Origin of the sequence: Pseudoalteromonas sp. SG43-7, from assembly GCF_014164295.1 — a bacterium.
In the GTDB taxonomy this organism is placed as follows: Bacteria; Pseudomonadota; Gammaproteobacteria; order Enterobacterales; family Alteromonadaceae; genus Pseudoalteromonas; species Pseudoalteromonas rhizosphaerae.
The window spans coordinates 1-19,703 of sequence record NZ_JACJEY010000008.1 but is presented as its reverse complement, the minus strand read 5'-3'; the positions used below and the strand labels follow the sequence as shown (position 1 = coordinate 19,703).

General features: G+C 41.1%; 20 protein-coding genes, 1 tRNA gene and 1 pseudogene. 12 read left to right on the top strand and 10 right to left on the bottom strand.

Annotation, left to right across the window (positions count from 1 at the left end; genetic code table 11):
- Window positions 1–14 precede the first annotated feature (14 nt).
- The 6 genes from H5200_RS05080 to H5200_RS05055 all read right to left on the bottom strand — a co-directional run bounded on the left by H5200_RS05080 (window position 15) and on the right by H5200_RS05055 (window position 5,773).
- Window positions 15–1,367 carry a sodium-dependent transporter gene (locus H5200_RS05080; RefSeq protein ID WP_149981437.1) on the bottom strand — a complete coding sequence of 451 codons (1,353 nt, stop codon included), beginning with the start codon at window positions 1,365–1,367 and terminating at the stop codon, window positions 15–17.
- A gap of 216 nt (window positions 1,368–1,583) precedes the next feature.
- The gene (locus tag H5200_RS05075) at window positions 1,584–2,879 is read right to left on the bottom strand and encodes an ATP-binding protein (RefSeq protein WP_182719333.1); all 1,296 of its coding nucleotides are present in this window, start codon (window positions 2,877–2,879) and stop codon (window positions 1,584–1,586) included.
- Between the two features lie 28 nt (window positions 2,880–2,907).
- Window positions 2,908–3,612: a response regulator transcription factor gene (locus tag H5200_RS05070; RefSeq protein WP_149981435.1), complete on the bottom strand. Its 705-nt coding sequence runs from the start codon at window positions 3,610–3,612 to the stop codon at window positions 2,908–2,910.
- Between the two features lie 13 nt (window positions 3,613–3,625).
- Window positions 3,626–4,018 carry a DUF3019 domain-containing protein gene (locus H5200_RS05065; protein WP_182761082.1) on the bottom strand — a complete coding sequence of 131 codons (393 nt, stop codon included), beginning with the start codon at window positions 4,016–4,018 and terminating at the stop codon, window positions 3,626–3,628.
- A complete protein-coding gene (locus tag H5200_RS05060; protein ID WP_149981433.1) occupies window positions 4,008–4,865 on the bottom strand; it encodes a MipA/OmpV family protein in 858 nt (285 codons plus the stop codon). Before H5200_RS05060 ends, H5200_RS05065 begins: the two co-directional genes overlap by 11 nt.
- 104 nt (window positions 4,866–4,969) lie before the next feature.
- Entirely contained in the window at window positions 4,970–5,773 is an 804-nt protein-coding gene (locus H5200_RS05055) for a hypothetical protein (RefSeq protein ID WP_182719340.1), read from the bottom strand.
- 116 nt (window positions 5,774–5,889) lie between these two features.
- On the opposite strand from H5200_RS05055, the gene H5200_RS05050 reads away from it, so the two are divergent.
- Window positions 5,890–7,068, top strand: coding sequence for a serine hydrolase (locus H5200_RS05050; protein WP_182719335.1), 1,179 nt, complete (start codon window positions 5,890–5,892; stop codon window positions 7,066–7,068).
- Window positions 7,065–7,541: a histidine phosphatase family protein gene (locus tag H5200_RS05045; RefSeq protein ID WP_182719336.1), complete on the top strand. Its 477-nt coding sequence runs from the start codon at window positions 7,065–7,067 to the stop codon at window positions 7,539–7,541. Before H5200_RS05050 ends, H5200_RS05045 begins: the two co-directional genes overlap by 4 nt.
- Window positions 7,542–7,634: 93 nt before the next feature.
- Here the strand turns inward: H5200_RS05045 and yhbY are convergent, their stop codons facing one another.
- On the bottom strand, window positions 7,635–7,931 hold the full coding sequence (yhbY, locus tag H5200_RS05040; protein WP_016707974.1) for a ribosome assembly RNA-binding protein YhbY: 297 nt from the start codon (window positions 7,929–7,931) through the stop codon (window positions 7,635–7,637).
- An 88-nt stretch (window positions 7,932–8,019) separates the two neighbouring features.
- On the opposite strand from yhbY, the gene rlmE reads away from it, so the two are divergent.
- The 8 genes and pseudogenes from rlmE to H5200_RS05000 all read left to right on the top strand — a co-directional run.
- Entirely contained in the window at window positions 8,020–8,649 is a 630-nt protein-coding gene (gene rlmE / locus H5200_RS05035) for a 23S rRNA (uridine(2552)-2'-O)-methyltransferase RlmE (RefSeq protein ID WP_145239201.1), read from the top strand.
- 66 nt (window positions 8,650–8,715) lie between these two features.
- Window positions 8,716–10,659, top strand: coding sequence for an ATP-dependent zinc metalloprotease FtsH (ftsH, locus tag H5200_RS05030; RefSeq protein ID WP_145239198.1), 1,944 nt, complete (start codon window positions 8,716–8,718; stop codon window positions 10,657–10,659).
- A 102-nt stretch (window positions 10,660–10,761) separates the two neighbouring features.
- A complete protein-coding gene (gene folP, locus H5200_RS05025) occupies window positions 10,762–11,616 on the top strand; it encodes a dihydropteroate synthase (protein WP_182761081.1) in 855 nt (284 codons plus the stop codon).
- 2 nt (window positions 11,617–11,618) lie between these two features.
- Window positions 11,619–12,968 (top strand): phosphoglucosamine mutase, encoded by a 1,350-nt coding sequence (gene glmM, locus H5200_RS05020; RefSeq protein ID WP_182761080.1) that lies wholly within the window; start codon window positions 11,619–11,621, stop codon window positions 12,966–12,968.
- 72 nt (window positions 12,969–13,040) lie between these two features.
- Complete coding sequence (gene tpiA / locus H5200_RS05015) at window positions 13,041–13,790, top strand: triose-phosphate isomerase (RefSeq protein WP_182761079.1); 750 nt, start codon at window positions 13,041–13,043, stop codon at window positions 13,788–13,790.
- 1 nt (window position 13,791) lies between these two features.
- Window positions 13,792–14,142: a preprotein translocase subunit SecG gene (secG, locus tag H5200_RS05010; RefSeq protein WP_169019853.1), complete on the top strand. Its 351-nt coding sequence runs from the start codon at window positions 13,792–13,794 to the stop codon at window positions 14,140–14,142.
- Window positions 14,143–14,224: 82 nt separating this feature from the next.
- A tRNA-Leu gene (locus tag H5200_RS05005) sits at window positions 14,225–14,309 on the top strand.
- A gap of 466 nt (window positions 14,310–14,775) precedes the next feature.
- Window positions 14,776–14,868: pseudogene (locus H5200_RS05000) on the top strand (transposase); the annotation flags it as partial.
- Window positions 14,869–15,050: 182 nt separating this feature from the next.
- Here the strand turns inward: H5200_RS05000 and H5200_RS04995 are convergent.
- The gene (locus H5200_RS04995) at window positions 15,051–15,419 is read right to left on the bottom strand and encodes a hypothetical protein (protein WP_182761078.1); all 369 of its coding nucleotides are present in this window, start codon (window positions 15,417–15,419) and stop codon (window positions 15,051–15,053) included.
- Window positions 15,420–15,514: 95 nt separating this feature from the next.
- On the opposite strand from H5200_RS04995, the gene H5200_RS04990 reads away from it, so the two are divergent.
- Together H5200_RS04990 and ggt are read left to right on the top strand one after the other, a co-directional pair.
- Entirely contained in the window at window positions 15,515–16,051 is a 537-nt protein-coding gene (locus H5200_RS04990) for a GNAT family N-acetyltransferase (RefSeq protein ID WP_182761077.1), read from the top strand.
- A 92-nt stretch (window positions 16,052–16,143) separates the two neighbouring features.
- Entirely contained in the window at window positions 16,144–17,814 is a 1,671-nt protein-coding gene (gene ggt / locus H5200_RS04985) for a gamma-glutamyltransferase (RefSeq protein ID WP_182761076.1), read from the top strand.
- Window positions 17,815–18,272: 458 nt separating this feature from the next.
- Here ggt and H5200_RS04980 read toward each other — a convergent pair whose 3' ends face one another.
- Both H5200_RS04980 and H5200_RS04975 read right to left on the bottom strand, forming a co-directional pair.
- Window positions 18,273–18,566, bottom strand: a complete 294-nt coding sequence (locus H5200_RS04980) for a HigA family addiction module antitoxin (RefSeq protein WP_182719628.1) — start codon at window positions 18,564–18,566, stop codon at window positions 18,273–18,275.
- Complete coding sequence (locus tag H5200_RS04975; protein WP_182761075.1) at window positions 18,566–18,844, bottom strand: type II toxin-antitoxin system RelE/ParE family toxin; 279 nt, start codon at window positions 18,842–18,844, stop codon at window positions 18,566–18,568. The genes H5200_RS04980 and H5200_RS04975 overlap by 1 nt, the downstream gene beginning before the upstream one ends.
- Window positions 18,845–19,703 lie beyond the last annotated feature (859 nt).

Genomic DNA, 19,703 nt, shown 5'->3' with positions numbered 1-19,703 from the left:
AGCGGTTTTTTGAGTTAGCCTAATAGTGAGCTGACAAACACTAAACCAATTGCAATTGGGCAAATGAATTTAATATACCATGGCCATATTTTCCAAAATAGGCTGGTAGCAACTTCTGGGCAGCCTTGTTGTATTTCGTTTAATAGTGAGTTGCGATACCAAATCCAGCCGACAAACAAGCAACACATTAAACCAAGAATAGGTTGACCAAATTTAGTTGTGAGCGCAATAACTAAACCAAACAGCGCATTAAAGTTCAGAACTATTGTAAAGCTCACCAATGCTATAATCGTTCCTATTAACCAGGTGGCTTTTACACGGCCAAGATCAAAGCGCTCTACAGCATACGAAACCGGTGCTTCAAGCATTGAAATAGATGATGTCAGAGCAGCTATACTCATCAATGCAAAAAAGGCAAAGCCAACGAATAAGCCAATGGTGCCCATGCCATCAAAAAGAGCGGGTAATACTTGAAATACTAAAGTGTCTTCAGAAAGCAACTCTCCAGTAGCTGAGAATATTTCCACCCCTTGTGCCTGCGCAACGTACATCGCAGGGATAATTAGTAACCCAGCAACAAAAGCAATAAACACATCAATCAGGGTAACGTAGGCGCCAAGTGAAACTAAATTTTCTTTTTTACTAATGTAAGAGCCATAAATGATCATCACACTAGTGCCTAATGACAACGAAAAGAACGCTTGTCCCAGTGCACTAACAAGTAATTCAGGGTCTAAAATAGAGCTGAAATCAGGCACTAAGTAGGCTTTTAGGCCTGTCATAGCGCCTTCTTGCATCATCACATAAACAATCAGTGCAAATAAAATAGTCAGCAATGCGGGCATTAGGCGTTTTGACCATTTTTCAATGCCATTTTCTACTCCGCGGCTAATGATTGCGACAGTAAGAATAATAAATCCAGCAGTAAATATAAGGTTTCTAGAGAGTGACTGCTCACTCAACCAAGTTGAAGAGCTCTCACTGCCCACTAAAGTCGCAATGGGCTCTAGAGTGGCACTGATCATCCAACCGGCGACAATGGCATAAAAGCTGAGGATCAGTCCGGCACATATGATACCGCCAAAACCGACCACAAACGCAAAACGTTTTTGGAGCGGGTTATTTGAAATTTTCCGCAATGAACTAACCGCATTGGCTTGACCATGGCGACCAATTGTTAGCTCTGCCATCAGTGCTGGGTAAGCTAAACAAAATGCTAATACAAGGTAAGCAATTAAAAAGGCCGCGCCTCCATTGCTGGCTGTCTGTGTTGGGAAACCCCAGATATTACCAAGACCTACTGCAGATCCTGCTGCGGCCATAATGAATCCAAAACGGGAGCTAAACTCCCCTCTGACTGCGCTCATAATTATTTTTTCTTCTCTATATAGTGACGGCGCTGACAATCTACTGTAAATGTTAAAAAATAAAAAGCTCTTATTTTTAACTGCAGCCGTGAAGAATTAACGCCTGACTGTATTTACAAAACTTAGAATGCCAATGCTGTTAACATTTATAATTTAAGTTGTTGTTATCTAATCATAATGAGGTTATTTATGATAATGTAAACTGTAACATAAAAGTTACAATTGTTCTGGGTTATGTATTTTAAGGGTAAAGCATGCACCCGCTAGCTGCTTACTGCGATTTACGCTTACACTGCCATGATGCCAATCAGCTACTTTAGCTACAATTGCAAGTCCTAGACCATAACTTTGATCGGCTCGATTGCGATGACTCTGTTCTTGAAAAAAAGGACTAAAAACTTTGTGCCAATTTTGCTCTTCGATACCTGGACCATCATCCTCAACAGTGATTATCAGTGTTTGCTCTTTCATTGATGCTGTGAGAATAATTTTCTGTTTGGCAAAGTCACAGGCATTGCTAAGCAGATTAGTGATTGCGCGTGCTAACCAGTGTAAATCTGCATAAATATGAGAATTATCATGACAGATAAGTTGTAAATCAAGTTGTTGCTGTACTAACTTAGGCTCTAGTTGTTGTATTAGGGTGCTTAGGTAGCTGTTTAACTCAGTGTGTGAGTAGGTCAGTTGGTTGGCTTTTTGCTCAAGCGTGGCAAATGCTAAATAACTTTTCAACATTGATTCCATTTGGTCTAAATCAGCTTCCATACGATTTAAATAATGTTTTATTTTTTCTTCGCTATGACTATCTAGTGCCGCATCTAAGCCAAATCGTAGGCAGGCAATGGGGGTGCGTATATCATGAGATAAACTCGAGGCCATCAGTTTATTTTCATCGAGTAATTTTTCGATCTGGCTTGCCATGCGGTTAAAAGTAAGCTCAACATCTTTAATGTAAGTGAAATGGGATACCCGAATGCGAGCATGTAAGTCGCCACTGGCAAACTTTTTAGCTGCGTCATTAACCACGCCTAGTCGTTTAGCTAATGGTGCAATAATAAACCCCATAAACACACATAACCCAGCGTAAAACATTAAGGTAAGTAACATATCATTTTGTTGATCTTGTTCGTGGGGTTTTTCTAAACGTAATTTAAGATGAAAAGGCGCAAGCAAATCATTACTGTAGAGTAGGTAATACCCTTCTTGATCTTCTAAAATCAGTCCGCCTTCAGCATTGATCTCTTCTAGCAGTGATGGTGGCAGCGCTAAAGATTGCGTGGCTCGATAACTTAATCCCAACGAAAACTGTTGTGCAAGTAAGGCGGTGTAGTCTGCTCTTTGCATGAAGGGTTGGCTGGCAATTTGCTGGCTGAAGCCCATTAAAAGTTTACTTTGAAAGCCAAACTCATCCTGCGAGGTATGAGTTTGCTGACTAAAAGCATCAATTAACCAACCTAATATCACAATCGAGAGTAGGGCACTGGCTAATAAGGAAAGATAAAACTTTTTCATAGCGTTCGCCAGTATACCTTAGCGGCGATCACCAAGCGCTTGCGACGAGTAAATAGCCTCGCCCCCAAATTGTTTTAATTTTTTCAGGTTGCTGGGGATCATCATTAAATTTTTTACGCAGCGCAGAAATGAGCACATCGACACTGCGATCAAGGCCATCATATTCACGGCCCTTGGTTGCTTTGAATACAGCATCTCGCGACACAACTTGCCCTGCGTTACAGGCTAAATAATGCAGTAATAAGTACTCAGCGCTGGATACCCCTTGATCAATATCATTAATAAAAACATTGCGAGATTGTGTATCAATTTTTAAAGAGCCTACCTGAATAATGGTATCATCCGCTTGCGACTCCGAATTATCGTTATTGGCGCGCAGCGCCGCTTTGATCCGCGCTAGTAATGCACGCGGCCTGACCGGTTTCATTATATAATCACTGGCACCGACTTCAAGACCAATCACTTCGTCCATTTCTTCGTCTCGAGCGGTTAGCATAATAATAGGGCTTTGGTAAAATTGACGTAGTTCACGACAGACACTAATACCGTCTTGGCCGGGGAGCATAATGTCGAGTAAAATTAAGTCAGGCTTGAGCTCTTTTACATGACTGACAACTTGGTCGCCTCGCTCACAAATATGAGTTGTGTAGCCTTGCTCAGTTAAATACTCTGCCACCCACTGGGCTAAAGAGCCGTCATCTTCAACAAGTAATATTGTGCCGTAATTATTCATGCTTTATCTCGTTTTAAAAAAGCCGCCAGCGGCGTTTCTTTTGGCGATTTTGATACACCCATTGCAACTGTACTTGTTTTGATGCAATGATCTTACCGGTATCGCTGTTTATTAACTCAAATGAAATGCTTTCAACAGAATCAAAAGCATAATTTAACTTCCCGCTATTTTGTCTAAGCCAGCATTGCATAATATGCTTCGATGTTGCATCACGTAAACAGTAATTACCGATGCTAGTTTGTTGCCAGCTTAACTCAATATCAGCATAGCAGCTGCGTCCTTCTCGCAGTGCAACACAGGTATCGGGCAATGCAATTAAACTACTGTCGTGCGGTTCTTCGCCATCGGCCAATAACGGCTTTGTGTTAAGTAACAGTAATAAAATTACTGTGGTTTTAAAATACATAGCGCACGCCTACCATGGCTTTATGCTGATAATCCTGAGATACAATGGGACTGTTGGAAATTTCATTTGAAAACCAGGTAGATAGCCAGCCACCTAAAAATACCCAGTGTTGATTGAGTGGGTACTCGGCGTGGAATTCAAAAATCATACTCATTGCGGTGTCTGTTTGATAGACCGCACGAGTAGCGGTGGCTTCCTCTGTTGTAATGCCAAAATAGTAATTGGTGAAATCAGCTGAGTAAGCGCTGATACCAACACCGGTGCGAAACTCCCAGTTTTGCCATGGTAAAATATGACTAAAAAAGCTATTTACAACCCAGCCATTATGAGCACTGGAAATGTCATGTAAGTATTCAAAAGAGATTTGTGAGTTTTCAAAGCGGCGGGTAAGGCGTAAGCCAGTATCAAAGTCACTTTTTCGGCTTCGTATTCCTTTAAGTTCTGACACCACTCCACTGCTATAAAAGTCGAGTCCTGTTTCATCAAACCCAGCTTGCATATTAGTGCCAAGAATATCAAGATCCCAATCATACTTATTGATGATGCTATAACCAATAATAATGCCGCCACTGAGTTGGCTATGATCAATATCTAAATAAAAGCGTTCGTAAGAAATAGCAAGGTTAATATCAAGTTCTAGGCCGTCACTGTAAGAATCCATTCCAACTAAATAAGAATCTTCAACATAATAGCCCGCACCCGCGCTCCAATCCCAAGCAAAGCCTGAGGTAGGCTCTAAGGTATTATCAGCATAATAGCGATTGCTGGCATTGCTAGAGGTGCTCCATAAACCCACACTGATCAGTAATAACAGTAGTTTCTGTAGAGTGTGTTGTTTACGTTGCATCCATGATCCAAATAAATTAAGCAGTTGTTAAGTGTATTATATTGTCAAAGAGTTCCTTTGATCTGTAAAAAATTGTAGCCAGTAGTCATTCTGCAGACATGAACTTAGTGTACTTTAATTTTATCGATCAAAATACTACTCAGATAATAGTGCATCATCGGTGTTAGAGCACTCACTTCAGTGCGATTACACGGTCCTTGAAGTTTAGCTAAACTGGTCATTTTAGAAATGGTTTTATAGCTTGGTATACTGACTTCTTGATTGGCACGGGCAAGACGTGCTTGCTCAGTATTTTGTTGATGGATAAAAGTGGCTACTTCAAGCTCATTACTGATCACTTGTTCATCACTGAAGCTGTAAATAAGTGGTTCGCGGTGGAAGCTTGCACTGTCGATTGAGGATTTTCCAAACCACACTACATCACCTGATGCACGATGGATCAGGCGCATGCTAACCTCTGCATTGATGGTTGAGCATTGTTGGATCGGATACAGTTGTGTTATTTGCGCAAATAAAGGATACGCTTTATTCGGTGGTTGTATTTGATATTCAGTATCTTCAATAAAGTTGAGCTCTAGCTGGTGTATAGCTAGGGTATAATCACTATTGCCTTGATCAACGACACGTAAGTTCATAGTCGTTAATGCATCAGTTATTTGTTTAAATAGGGTATCCGTGACACTTGCTTTATCGGCAATAACTTGCACAGTTTGGTTACGAGTAATTTTATGCGCTGGTAATTGTACTGATTTTACTTTCGGTGAAGCATGTTCGGTTTCATAGGCTACTTGATAGCTTTGGCTTTTTAATTGCGGTTTGAGTGGCATTTCTAAAGGCGCAGCAGGTGGCGGCGCAGTGACACAGGCCGTTGTAATGAAAGTAAAAAAAACTATTGATAAATAACGTATGAACACTTTAAAACCCTTTGAAAGCTCGATAATCGGAATATTGTACGTTAGTCTTAATAAAACTTCATGGTATTATAAAGCTAAGAATGTCTTAATCTAGATAAAAATAATAAAAAATGAAGCCTTTTGTGTCGTTAATCAACTCCTTTTTTTTCGTTATCACGTTAGTTTTATTTCAATCGCAGGTTCATGCCAGCAAGCAACAGTGGCAAGAATTTGTCAATGATTATACACAACATCTCGAACATAAATTAAAAAGCAAAGGGATCCCAGGGGCTGCGTTGTCGATAGTTAATGGCCCTGATGATACGCATATACAAGGGTTTGGGGTAACAAAGCTAAATAAGGGCTTAGCAGTCAATGCCCATACTCGGTTTCGCTTAGCATCGGTATCTAAAACGTTTGCAGGCTCACTCAGTGCAAAGTTAGCCAATGAGGGGAAGTTTGCTTTAGACGACCCTGTCAGTAAATTTATTCCAGCCTTCGCCAATACGGATTACAAAAATAATTTAAAAGTTTTTCACTTACTCAGTCACTCCAGCGGTTTAGTACCTAATGCGTATGATAACTTGATTGAATCAAGAATGAGTTACCCTGATATAGTGCAAAAGTTGTTGAGTGTTGAACCTATCTGCCAACCAGGGCAGTGCTATGGCTATCAAAATGTGATGTTTAGCTTAATTGCTGAAGTGATCAAAAGCAGTACTAAATTGGATTACTCTCGGTGGATGAGTGAATTTATATTTTCACCATTAAATATGAATGATGCAAGCCTGGGTTATACAGCGATGGTAACAGATGATAATTATGCTCATCCCCATGTAAGAGGGCGCAAACGCTGGCATACCGCAAAATTGAAAAAAAATTATTACAAGGTACTTCCCGCAGCCGGCGTTAATGCTAGTGCCAGTGATATGGCTATTTGGTTAAAAGCGCAGTTAGGATATTACCCAACGGTATTATCCAGTGCAGTGCTAGCCAGTCAAACTCGTCCTTATACGCATACAAAAAAAGAGTTACGGCGTCGAGTGTGGAAAAAGCACCTTAGCGAGGCCTATTATGGCTTAGGCTGGCGGGTTTACGAATATGATAATGAAACCATTTACTATCATAGCGGCTGGGTGCAAGGATATCGCAGTGACCTTGTAGTAATACCGCACTTAAACATAGGTTTCAGTCTGATCCTTAACGCCGAAACCGGTATCATTAATGAATTAACGACAGAGTTTATTGATCGTGTGTTGCTATTCAAACGCTCACAACAACTAGCAATGTATAAAGAGGAAGACAAATGAACTATATTTTAGCGAGCGTAATATTACTGTTTACTGCGAATTTAACAGCAGCACCGCAAAGTATTTTTTTGTTTCGCCATAGTGAAAAATTAACAGGCAACGATCCCCATCTTACGGATGCCGGCAAGCAACGGGCGCAGCAGTTAGTGAGTCTGCTTAGTAAAGTCCAGCCAACAGCAGTTTTTAGTACGGACTATAATCGCACTATCGAGACCGCAACTCCTATTGCTGAACATTTTAATATTACAATTCAAAGCTACGACCCTCGTGACTTAGCCGCATTTAAACACACTGTTTTAGCGCAAGATGGCGTAGTGGTGATTGTAGGCCATAGTAATACCACGGCAGAATTGGCAAAATTAATAGCGCAAATAGATGTTGAAAAGATGCCTGAAACTGAATTTAACCGCTATTTTATCTTACAAAGCGAAGCGCAAGGTTATCAGTTGAGTGATATGAAGATGAATTTTTGAGCAATGTAATATATTTATTTACAATTTATTGCAGTTGCGTCGCAGATATAAAAAAACCAGCAATTGCTGGTTTTTTTATAGCGGAATAGAAAATTAATTACGTGGTAATTGGATCTTCTTTTCTTCGCTTTGGCGATAAAGCACAAGGGTGTGGCCGATTGACTGTAATTTCTCAGCACCGGTTTCACGAATAATAGCTTCAAAAATCAGTGCTTTAGTCTCACGATCATCAGTAGGTACTTTTACTTTAATAAGTTCGTGGATTTCTAGAGCGCTTTGAATTTCAACTAATACACCTTCAGTTAAACCGTTAGAACCAAGAAGTACAACTGGTTTTAGAGAGTGTGCTTGACCTTTTAAAAACTGCTTTTGTTTGTTCGATAATTTCATGTTGTTACAAATTTTGCTGAATATGGCTTGAATTAAGGGTATTCTAACGCCATCTAGAGAATATTACTAATTAGTTGCGTGTTAATTTATGACGAATAAGAAACTTTCGGCCAGTTCACAGCGATGGTTGAAGGAACATTTTGATGATCCTTATGTTCACGAGGCACAAAAGAAAGGTTGGCGCTCTCGTGCGATTTTTAAACTCGACGAGATCCAAAATAAAGATAAATTACTACGCCCAGCCATGACTGTTGTTGATTTGGGAGCTGCGCCGGGAAGCTGGTCACAGTATTTAGCAGAAAAAGTAGGCGATAAAGGGCAGGTGATCGCTTGTGATATATTACCTATGGATTCATTGGCCGGCGTTGATTTTTTGCAAGGAGATTTCCGAGAAGAAGCTGTTTTAGATGCGTTATTAAATCGCATTAATGGTAAAAATGTTGATGTGGTGCTCTCTGATATGGCACCAAATATGAGTGGTAATAGCTCCGTTGACCAAGCTGGAAGCATGTATTTAGTGGAATTAGCATTAGATATGTGTAGCCAAGTTTTAAAGAAAAATGGTGCATTTGTTGTTAAAGTATTCCAAGGTGAAGGCTTTGATGAATTCTTAAAAACAGTGCGTGATAGCTTTAAAACTGTAAAAATCCGTAAACCCGACGCCTCACGTGCGCGATCACGTGAAGTATATATAGTAGCGACAGGCTACAAACTGTAGTACAGTTGTCAGGCGTTTAGTTGAATTTAAATTAATTGGATACAAGAGGTTAACCCCTTGAGCGATATGGCGAAAAATCTAATACTCTGGCTGGTCATTGCAGTTGTGCTAATGTCAGTATTTCAGAGCTTTAATGGTGGCGATCAAACAGACCGTCAAACTAGTTACAGTCAATTTGTAAAAGATGCCCGAAGTGGCGCTATACAAGAAGTGGCAATCGAAAGTACCAGTGGCACAATTACTGGCACTAAAACCAATGGCGATCGCTTTCAAACGATCATGCCTATTTATGATAAAGACATTCTTAATGACTTATTAAAAAGTGATGTGAATGTAAAAGGTGTGAAGCCAGAAGAGCAATCATTCTTAGCGAGCATCTTAATTTCATGGTTCCCAATGTTATTACTAATTGGGGTATGGATTTTCTTCATGCGTCAAATGCAAGGCGGCGGTGGCAAAGGTGCTATGTCGTTTGGCAAGAGTAAAGCACGCTTAATGAGTGAAGACCAAATTAAAACCACCTTCGCAGATGTTGCCGGTTGTGATGAAGCTAAAGACGATCTAACAGAGCTTGTTGATTTCTTACGTGATCCATCTAAATTCCAAAAACTTGGCGGTAGTATTCCTAAAGGCGTATTAATGGTTGGTCCTCCAGGTACGGGTAAAACCTTACTTGCTAAGGCCGTTGCTGGTGAAGCAAAAGTACCATTCTTTACGATTTCAGGTTCAGACTTTGTTGAGATGTTTGTTGGTGTGGGTGCTTCGCGTGTTCGAGATATGTTTGAACAAGCGAAAAAAGCAGCGCCATGTATCATCTTTATCGATGAAATTGATGCCGTAGGCCGTAAACGTGGCGCAGGTATGGGTGGTGGTCACGATGAGCGTGAGCAAACACTTAACCAAATGCTAGTAGAGATGGATGGCTTTGAAGGCAATGAAGGTATTATCGTTATTGCCGCGACTAACCGCCCAGATGTACTTGATCCAGCATTACTTCGTCCTGGTCGTTTTGACCGTCAAGTAGTGGTTGGCTTACCTGATATCCGTGGCCGTGAACAGATCCTTAAAGTACATATGCGAAAAGTGCCATTAGGCGATAACGTAGAAGCTTCTGTTATTGCGCGTGGTACACCTGGATTTTCTGGTGCTGATTTAGCAAACTTAGTCAATGAAGCGGCTCTATATGCTGCACGTGGTAATAAACGTGTTGTTAGCATGGCTGAATTTGATGCTGCTAAAGATAAAATCATGATGGGCGCAGAGCGCAAGACCATGGTGATGAGCGAGAAAGAAAAAGAAATGACTGCGTATCATGAAGCCGGACATGCAATTGTTGGCCGCATCGTACCAGAGCACGATCCTGTTTATAAAGTATCGATTATTCCACGTGGCCGTGCCCTTGGTGTAACGATGTATTTACCAGAGCAAGACCGTGTTAGTCACTCTAAAGAGCTATTGGAATCTATGATTTCAAGCTTATATGGTGGCCGAATTGCTGAAGCACTGATTTATGGTGAAGATAAAGTAACTACCGGTGCTAGTAACGATATTGAACGTGCTACTGACATTGCGCGCAAAATGGTTACACAGTGGGGCCTAAGTGAAAAATTAGGGCCATTACTATACGCTGAAGATCAAAATGAGATGTACATGGGTGGCGGCGGTGGTCGTGCCATGAGCATGTCGGATGAAACGGCAAAAGTAATTGATGCTGAAGTTCGTTTGTTCTCAGATCGCAACTATCAACGCGCTGAGCAAATCTTGAAAGATCATATTGATATTCTGCATTCAATGAAAGATGCATTAATGAAATATGAAACGATTGATGCTAAGCAAATTGATGATCTAATGGCACGTCAGCCTGTACGTGAACCACGTGATGCGCATGACCGCCGTGATACTGCTGATAAAAAACCAGCAGTTGAAGAGAGCAAAGCAGAGCCAGTTGCTGAAAAAGACGACAAGCCAGCTCAAAAAGATGAAACAAATCTTGATGATAAAGCTGAATAACAGTTAAAATAGCTAAACGAAAAGCCCCGATTGTCGGGGCTTTTTTGTAACTGGTTAAATAAAGTATATATATCAATGCAATGGATGTATTGAAGGTGATAGATGACCACAGTTAAGTTACCTAGAGGTCGCAGTTTACACCTCGACACCCCAGTTATAATGGGGATCTTGAATGTCACTCCTGACTCTTTTTCAGATGGTGGGCGCTACTATCAAACAGACAGCGCTGTCATACAAGCTCAAAAGTTACTCGCAGATGGTGCTACCATATTAGATATTGGTGGCGAATCAACACGTCCTGGTGCGCCTGATGTTAGCCTTGAGGATGAATTAGCCAGAGTAATACCCGCAATCGAGGCAATTCGTGCCCACAGTGATAGCGCCGTTAATGATTGCATCATTTCGATTGATACCAGTAAAAGTGAAGTAATGCGTCAAGCTATTCTAGCTGGTGCTGATATTGTTAATGATGTGCGTGCTTTACAAGAGCCAAACGCACTGGCAACAGTTGCTCAGTATCCAGACGTTGCGGTGTGTTTAATGCACATGCAAGGCCAACCTCGAAGTATGCAAAACTCTCCACATTACGATGATTTATTCAGTGATATAAATGATTTTTTTGTACAGCGGATCAATGCCTGTGAAACAGCGGGTATTCAGCGCCAGCAAATTATTTTAGACCCCGGGTTTGGCTTTGGTAAAACCCTCAGTCACAACTACCAATTACTGGCGCGGTTTAATGAATTTAACCACTTTGGTTTACCTGTTTTAGCAGGACTATCGCGCAAATCAATGATTGGCAACTTATTAAATAGACAAACAAACGAGCGCCTTGCTGGCAGTTTAGCAGGGGCATTAATTGCAGCGCAAAATGGCGCAAAAATTATTCGTGTACATGATGTAAAAGAAACCGCAGATGTGCTTGGCGTGTGGCAAGCTTGCGAACAAGGAATTTAAAAATGAAAGAAAGAAAGTATTTTGGCACCGATGGTGTACGTGGCATGGTAGGTGAATACCCAATTACACCAGAATTTGCACTTAAATTAGGTTGGGCTGCAGGCAAGGTACTATCAAAAAATGGCACTAAGAAAGTCATTATTGGTAAAGATACTCGCATTTCTGGTTATATGTTAGAGACATCACTTGAAGCGGGTTTGATCGCCGCAGGTATCGATGTGGTATTACTTGGCCCGATGCCGACGCCAGCCGTTGCATATTTAACGCAAACATTTCGTGCTGAAGCTGGAATTGTGATCAGTGCATCTCATAACCCATATCATGACAACGGCATTAAGTTTTTTTGTGGCCGAGGTTTGAAGTTAGCTGATGAAGTTGAGCTACAAATTGAAGCAATGCTTGATGAACCAATGACCTGTGTAGCATCTGATAAGCTAGGTAAAGCCCGCCGTTTAGAAAGCGCTGATGGCCGTTATATTGAGTTTTGTAAAAGCCAATTCCCACAAGGCCTGTCGTTAGAAGGTTTAAAGATTGTATTAGATTGTGCCAATGGTGCAACTTATCATATCGCACCATCAGTAATGCGTGAATTAGGCGCGCAGATAATTAGCCATGCTTGCGAGCCAAATGGTGTAAACATCAACCTAGAATGCGGTGCGACCCATGTTGATGCATTAAAACGCAAAGTATTAGAACATAATGCTGATGTCGGCATTGCCTATGATGGTGATGGCGACCGTGTAATGATGATTGATCACAATGGCCGTGTCTTTGATGGTGATGATATTGTTTATATTATTGCCTGCCAAGCTGCCAATGATGACATGTTAGGCGGTGGTGTTGTTGGCACGGTAATGTCTAATATGGGTCTTGAAAACGCGCTTAAAGCGAAAGGTATTGAGTTTGCTCGCAGTAAAGTGGGTGACCGTTATGTAATGGAATTACTACAAGAAAAAGGCTGGAAAATCGGCGGTGAAAGCTCAGGGCATGTATTGAATCTGGATTTGATCAGCACCGGTGATGGCATCATTTCAAGCCTACAAGTTTTGGCTGCTATGGTGGCGCAAAATCGTACGCTAAAAGATCTTGGCGCAGGGTTTGTTAAATACCCGATGAAGATGATTAATGTGCGCTATAAAGCGGGCACAGATCCAACACTTGCACCAGAGGTTATTGCTGCGGTTGCTGATGTTGAAAAACAACTTGCTGGTAAAGGCCGTGTGTTATTACGTAAATCTGGCACTGAGCCGGTTGTTCGCGTGATGGTAGAAGCCGAAGAAGAGAAAATAGTCCTTGATAGTGCACAAAAAATTGCTGCAGTTGTCGAATCTATGAGCAAACAAACTGATTAAGAACAATAACCTCTTGTAACTTTGGGCGAGTCGAGTTACTATCTCGCCCGCTTTCTAATGTGGAGTGGAAAAATGGCAATACGCAAGCCAATGGTCGCAGGCAATTGGAAAATGAACGGCTCGAAAGAGTTAGTACAGCAATTATCTGACGCTATCAACAACGTAAAATCAGATCAGATAGACGTTGTGGTATTTCCACCTTACCCATTGTTACCTATGCTAACAGCAACAGGTGTAACAACTGGGGCACAAACGGTTTCTGAAAATGAACCGGGTGCATTTACTGGTGAAGTTGATGCGCAATTAATTAAAGATTTAGGTTGCCAATATACGTTAGTTGGTCACTCTGAACGTCGTAGTATCTACGGCGAAAGCAATGACACTGTTGCAGCTAAGTTTGCTCGTGCACAACAAGTGGGTTTAACACCTATCTTATGCGTTGGTGAAAGTGAACAGCAACGCGAACAAGGTCAAACTGAATTAGTCGTTGCTGCACAAATTGATGCAGTAATTGATAAATTAGGTCTAGCAGCACTGAAAGATTCTGTGATAGCATACGAGCCCGTTTGGGCCATTGGCACAGGTAAGACTGCATCGCCTGAACAAGCACAACATGTGCACAAATTTATCCGTGATAAAATTGCTGATAACAGTAGTGATTTAGCACAAGGGCTGACCATTCTTTATGGTGGCAGCGTAAATGAAAAAAATAGCGAATTATTATTTGCACAACCAGATATAGACGGCGGCCTGATTGGTGGCGCTAGTCTAAAAGCAGAGTTATTTACTGCAATCTGCGAAAGTGCAAAAGGGACCGTATAAGATGTACGAAATTTTATTAGTAGTTTATTTAGTTGTTGCTTTAGCGCTTGTTGGTATGGTTTTAATTCAACAAGGTAAAGGCGCGGACATGGGTTCATCATTTGGTGCTGGTGCCTCTGCAACCGTTTTCGGTTCGTCAGGTGCAGGTAACTTTATGACAAAAACAACTACAATCTTAGCCAGTGTTTTCTTTGTGCTAAGTATTGTACTAGGTAACTTAACTGCAGGTCAGATCAAAAAGACTGATGAGTGGGAAAACCTAGAAGCAGCACCAGCAGTTGAAACAATTGCTCCTGCAGCTGATGATGTTCCAGTAACATCAACGAAAGAGAAATCTGACGTACCAAATTAATATTTATTAAAAGTATCGTTAAACGATTTATCAACCTCAAATAAATCATATGTTTAACACCTAAAGCGAAAGCTTTAACAATGCGGTTGTGGTGGAATTGGTAGACACGCTACCTTGAGGGGGTAGTGCTTTCGGGCGTGGGGGTTCAAGTCCCCCCAACCGCACCATCTTTTAAGAACCAGTAACAGCGATGTTACTGGTTTTTTGCTTTTCGTGGTCTGCAATTAGCACAGACTCTCACCTCGGTTAGCTCCTCCTGTTTATTATACCAATCGTGTTAAGTTACTAACGCAGTTAGCGCTTTATTTAGCGCGCTAGAATGATTAAATATTTAAGTCGATTGGTATTAAAATTAGCATCACTTCAAGTATAGCGCTGTAGCGCACAGACGAAAAACGACGGTTAGTCCAAGTTATCAATACCTATTACGTTCTTTGATATATGGATTTATCCATTGGAGGCCTGAGTGACTACAACGTGCACCTTACCAGTTTGTAAGCAATCATTTATTAAACTATTTACCTAGACTCGAATACCAATGGTTTGTTGAAAATTGCACGCCAGTAGAGCTGTTGTTTGGCGAAACACTCAATATTGCTGATAAAGTGATATTGAGTGTTTATTTTCCAGTGATGGGGTGGAGAGTTTTGGTCTGATGGTTATTTTGCAAATACGGTAGGAAAACATGGTGACGGATCAATGATAAGAAAGTATGTGAAAAACTAAGGAAATAATTATGACCAACTCCATTTGGATCATCAGTTAGCTATGTTCTAACCAAATACCCCACTCACGAAGTGAGTACTGCGTTAGCAGAAGGGCTTGCCCGGGGATGTTTATTAAATTGTTAGTCAGTCCATAGTTACAATAGTAGGGGCTACCTCAGTAAACTATAGGCCGCAGGTAAACTAGTTATTACTTTCTTTGTTATGTTCTTCACGTGCAGCTTGTAATTCGTCAACGAGCTGTTGGGCTTTTTGCTTGGTTTTTTCAGTTAACTCGCCTGCTGCTTCTTTACTTTCAATCCAGGCATCTAAAGCCACCTCTTTGCCATCATCATACATATCAAGGCCAAGTTTTTTACTTTCTTGCAGTAGCTCATCAAGTGATTCACCTTTAAATTGATTGCTGGTTTCTTTTACTTCATCCCATGCATCATTAAGTGCTTTTTTAACCTCAGTTTTAGCTTCTGCGGCATCTTTTTTTGCTTCGCTAGCATCTTCACAACCGGTTAGTGCTACACAGCCTAATAAAACTAAACTTGCTAATTTGTTCATATTCGTTCCTTTGTATAATAATGATGTCCCGAGGAATATTTCCTCTGGTACAGTATTGATGGCAATCTTAAAACAAGCAATATACAGGCTCGAAAATGAATATACCTCGAACAGCACGACTTAATTTTAAATTAATGGATGAAAATGACAGTGCGCTACTGTTTGAACTCGATAACGACCCACAGGTTATGGAGTACCTTACTCGTGGCAAGACGACGACCATGAGTACCATCAAAGACGTTTTTATTCCGCGCATGCAAGCCTACCGCAATCCACAACAGGGCTGGGGGCTTTGGCAAGTTAACCTTAATGAAAATGACAGTTTTATTGGTTGGATATTAATTCGGCCAATGGGGTTTTTTACTGCAGAGCCTGATTTTAGTGATATTGAAATTGGCTGGCGCTTTAAACGCACAAGTTGGGGTAAAGGTTACGCCAGTGAAGCCGCGCAAGCCGTTGCCGATGTGATCACCGCCAATGTTGAGATCAAGGCACTTAGCGCCACTGCACTAAAAGACAATAACGGCTCGATTAAAGTGATGGAAAAGCTGGGTCTGCAGTTTATTGAACACTATACCTATAGCGACGAGTTCGGCGAGTTACCAGCCGTGTTATATCGAAAATTTGTGTAAAGTTATTCATTGTAGTTTGACCCTTGTTAACTGAATGTGTATTAATGGGGTTAATAAAATAATCAAAAAATAAAATCAACAAGGAATTAAATATGTTTGCAGGTGTAAAACATTTACTGATTTTTAGTGTCGTTGTAATGCAGTTACACATAACTGCATTGGCAGCTAGTGGAAAAACAGCCCAAGCGGCAGTGGCTATGCCCGATAGTTACAGTAGTGACGTAGCAAGAGCCATTTTGGAGCAGGGCGGTAACGCGGTTGATGCAGCCATTGCTGCGCAGTTTGTATTAGCCGTTACTTTGCCTGAAGCGGGAAACATTGGCGGTGGTGGTTTTATGCTGATCCAAAAAGACGGGCAAGGCGACTTTATAGATTACCGCGAAACAGCTCCAATTGCCGCCCATCGCGATATGTATTTGGATGACAAAGGTAATGTGGTTGCAAATAAATCGATATACGGCATTCACGCCAGTGGGGTACCCGGTAGTGTGGCGGGTATGTGGCTTGCTCATCAAAAACACGGCACACTTGATTGGAAAACCCTTGTTGAGCCTGCAGTAACGTTAGCCGAACAGGGTTTTATTGTTCACCCGAAATTAGCCAGCAGTATTGAGCGCTACATTGCCCGCATGGCTAAAAAAGACGTAACAATTAACTTTGCTGATTATTTTGCCAGCGCTAAAGCGAATCAAAACTTTAAGCAACCTGAGCTTGCAGCCACGTTAAAACGTATTCGCGAGCAAGGTAAGGCAGGATTTTATGAAGGCGAAACTGCTAAAATCATTGCCGATTTTATGGCTGAACATGGCGGGATCATTACCCAAGCGGATTTAAAATCCTATCAAGCAAAATCACGTACACCAATGAAAGCAGCTTGGAACGGTTACCAAGTACTTACATCACCACCACCAAGCTCCGGCGGTATTGCAATAATACAATGGTTAAAAATGTACGAGCTGACTAAACCCAAAGCAGGGCTTGAGCATAACTCCACAGCATATATTCATTTATTAGCAGAAATTGGCAAACGCGTATTTGCTGATAGAGCAGAGTACTTAGGTGATCCAGACTTTTTTGATGTGCCAAAGAGCGAATTAATCGCCATGGATTATCTTAAAAAGCGCAGTAGCAGCATCACACTCGATAAAATATCGACGACTGAAAACATTAAACCTGGGTTATATGAAAGCGAACAAACCACGCATTTTTCTATAGTTGATAAATGGGGTAATGCAGTATCGAATACCACCACCATTAATTTAGGTTATGGCAGTGGTGTAGTCGTTGCTGGCGCGGGCTTTTTGCTTAACGATGAAATGGATGACTTTAGTGCCAAACCAGGGGTGATGAATGTATTTGGCGCGCTCGGTGGTAAAGCCAATGAAATCCAGCCGCATAAGCGTATGCTTAGCTCAATGACGCCAACTATCTTACTCAAAGGCAATAAAGTTAAAATGGTCACCGGCTCACCGGGCGGCACCACCATAATAAGCTCGGTGTACGAATCTATTTTAAATGCGGTTGAATTTAATATGAGCGCCGATGAAGTGGTAAATAGCCCGCGTTTTCATCATCAACTTTGGCCTAAAAATGTGATCCGTCATCATGCAGGGTTAGATGCAAGCGTTGTTAAAGCACTAGAGAAAATGGGCTACACCTTAGACGAGCGCCATTTTGGTGATATGCATGTGATCATCGAACGTGATGGCAAACTAGATGCCAGCTCAGAAGCGTCAGGGCGCGGTAAGGCGATGGTGTTTTGATCGCAGCTTTAAGCGGTAAGTCATAAGTTGTAAGATTGCTTGGTGTTAAATTAAGCGATTGTAGTTGGGGTGAGGGTAACGAAGCCCAATTACAAAAAGGTTTTAGGAGCTAGGTAACTAGGTGCTAGGGGAGTGTATTGTAAGCGCGAGTTTACCTCGCGCAGTACGCAGTTTAATGAAATTGGCTGTCAGCGAACGACTCGCCATAGCATGTGGTATCACCAGCACCAAAAGTAGGCGCTTGGAAGCGAAGGCCCTTGTCGAAGCTCAAAAACAAAAGTAATTAATATTGCGCTAGGCAATGACTATTTAGCTTCACAAGGTTTAGCGTCATTGAGATCTTTGGATCAATATTCATTACGGGAGATGAACCGCCCATAGCACTTCCTGTTAATAAAAGTGCATGATGGGTGGTGTGGGGGCTGGAGGTTAGAGACCTCCGGCTACCCGATTATTTTTTATGGCACTGCAAAGTTTACTGCGTGGACATTGGTTAAATTAATTTGTTGTTTTGCATGCCACAGATCGTAGTTATCTTGCATTGCTAACCAACTCTCAGGAGTTCTGCCAATGGCTTTAGATAAGCGAAGTGCCATTTCTGGTGAGATTGCACTTTGACCTTTTAGAACTCTATTTAATGTAGACGATGCTACATCTAGTTGTTTAGCTAAATAACGGCAACTAAAGCCTGCAGGCTCTAGGTAAACGTCATAGATAAACTCTCCTGGGTGTGGTGGATTATGCATAGTCATTAGTGATAGTCCTCATAATTGAGAATGTATGCATTACCATCGATAAACTCAAAAGTAATGCGCCAGTTACCATTTACAGTAATAGACCAAATCCCGTCACGATCCCCTTTGAGAGGGTGCAATTTAAAACCGGGTAAATTGATATCATCAATTTCTTGTGCGGTATCTATTGCTGCAAGTTGCATGCGCAATTTGCGTTGATGTTTGGCCTGAATTCCAGAAATACTTCCTGTTTGGAAGTATTTCTTGAGGCCTTTATGTTTGAAAGATTTAATCATGACACAAGTATAGCGCGATGCGCATCACTCGTCGATAAAAATATCGCCCAATTAAGCGGACGGAAACAGTTGGCTAAAATGTGGATCGAAGCGAAACTAACTGTTTTTTTGTTCTTGTTTAACAGCTTGTTATACGTTTTTATACAAATCGTGCAAGCATTCATTTTCTATGTCGTTAAGCAGAGTGTCACCGTGCGTTAACTTTAGGTTGTTAGAGTCACCTGTATCAAAAATTGACCTGACACCATCGAGTACACAAAGGAAACCAAAAACAGATTCATTTACAGCATCAGATATAATACTTTTTACCATCTCTTTATCCGAGTCACTTAAGGAATTAAACCAAGCCTCCTGAAACGTATAACGAGCTTGTAGAATAACCCGTTTTTAATTTATTTTTATTGATGCATTAACCATAGCCGAGTTCCTATTTTGATTCAATTAGTTACTTCGATTCTACGTAAAATATAAAAAGAGGATTTGCTGTTGCTTTAATGGGCGTTTTGGAATGTATGACAGGTGTTTAAGTGGCTTATTTGATGAGGTAGCAGCTTACCTTTATTAATGCATCGTGTTTTACGCATGCTAATATTAGCCTTTAAGATAATCCTCATTTACTTCTCATTCTCTGCTCTTTGTGCAAAAAATCTTTTATTGAATTATTCACAAAGAGGTTCAGAGACGCTGCGCATTAGAGTAATAGATTAGCTTCATCTACTCGATGCCTCGTAAAACATAGACATAATGACTCCCACACGGTGTTAGCCTCCGCTTTTCGTGGGTTAGCTTAATTCAAAGCCAGAGCCATAATTAGTTTGTCTATCAACTAAACAGCAGAGGCTAACATGAATAAACATAG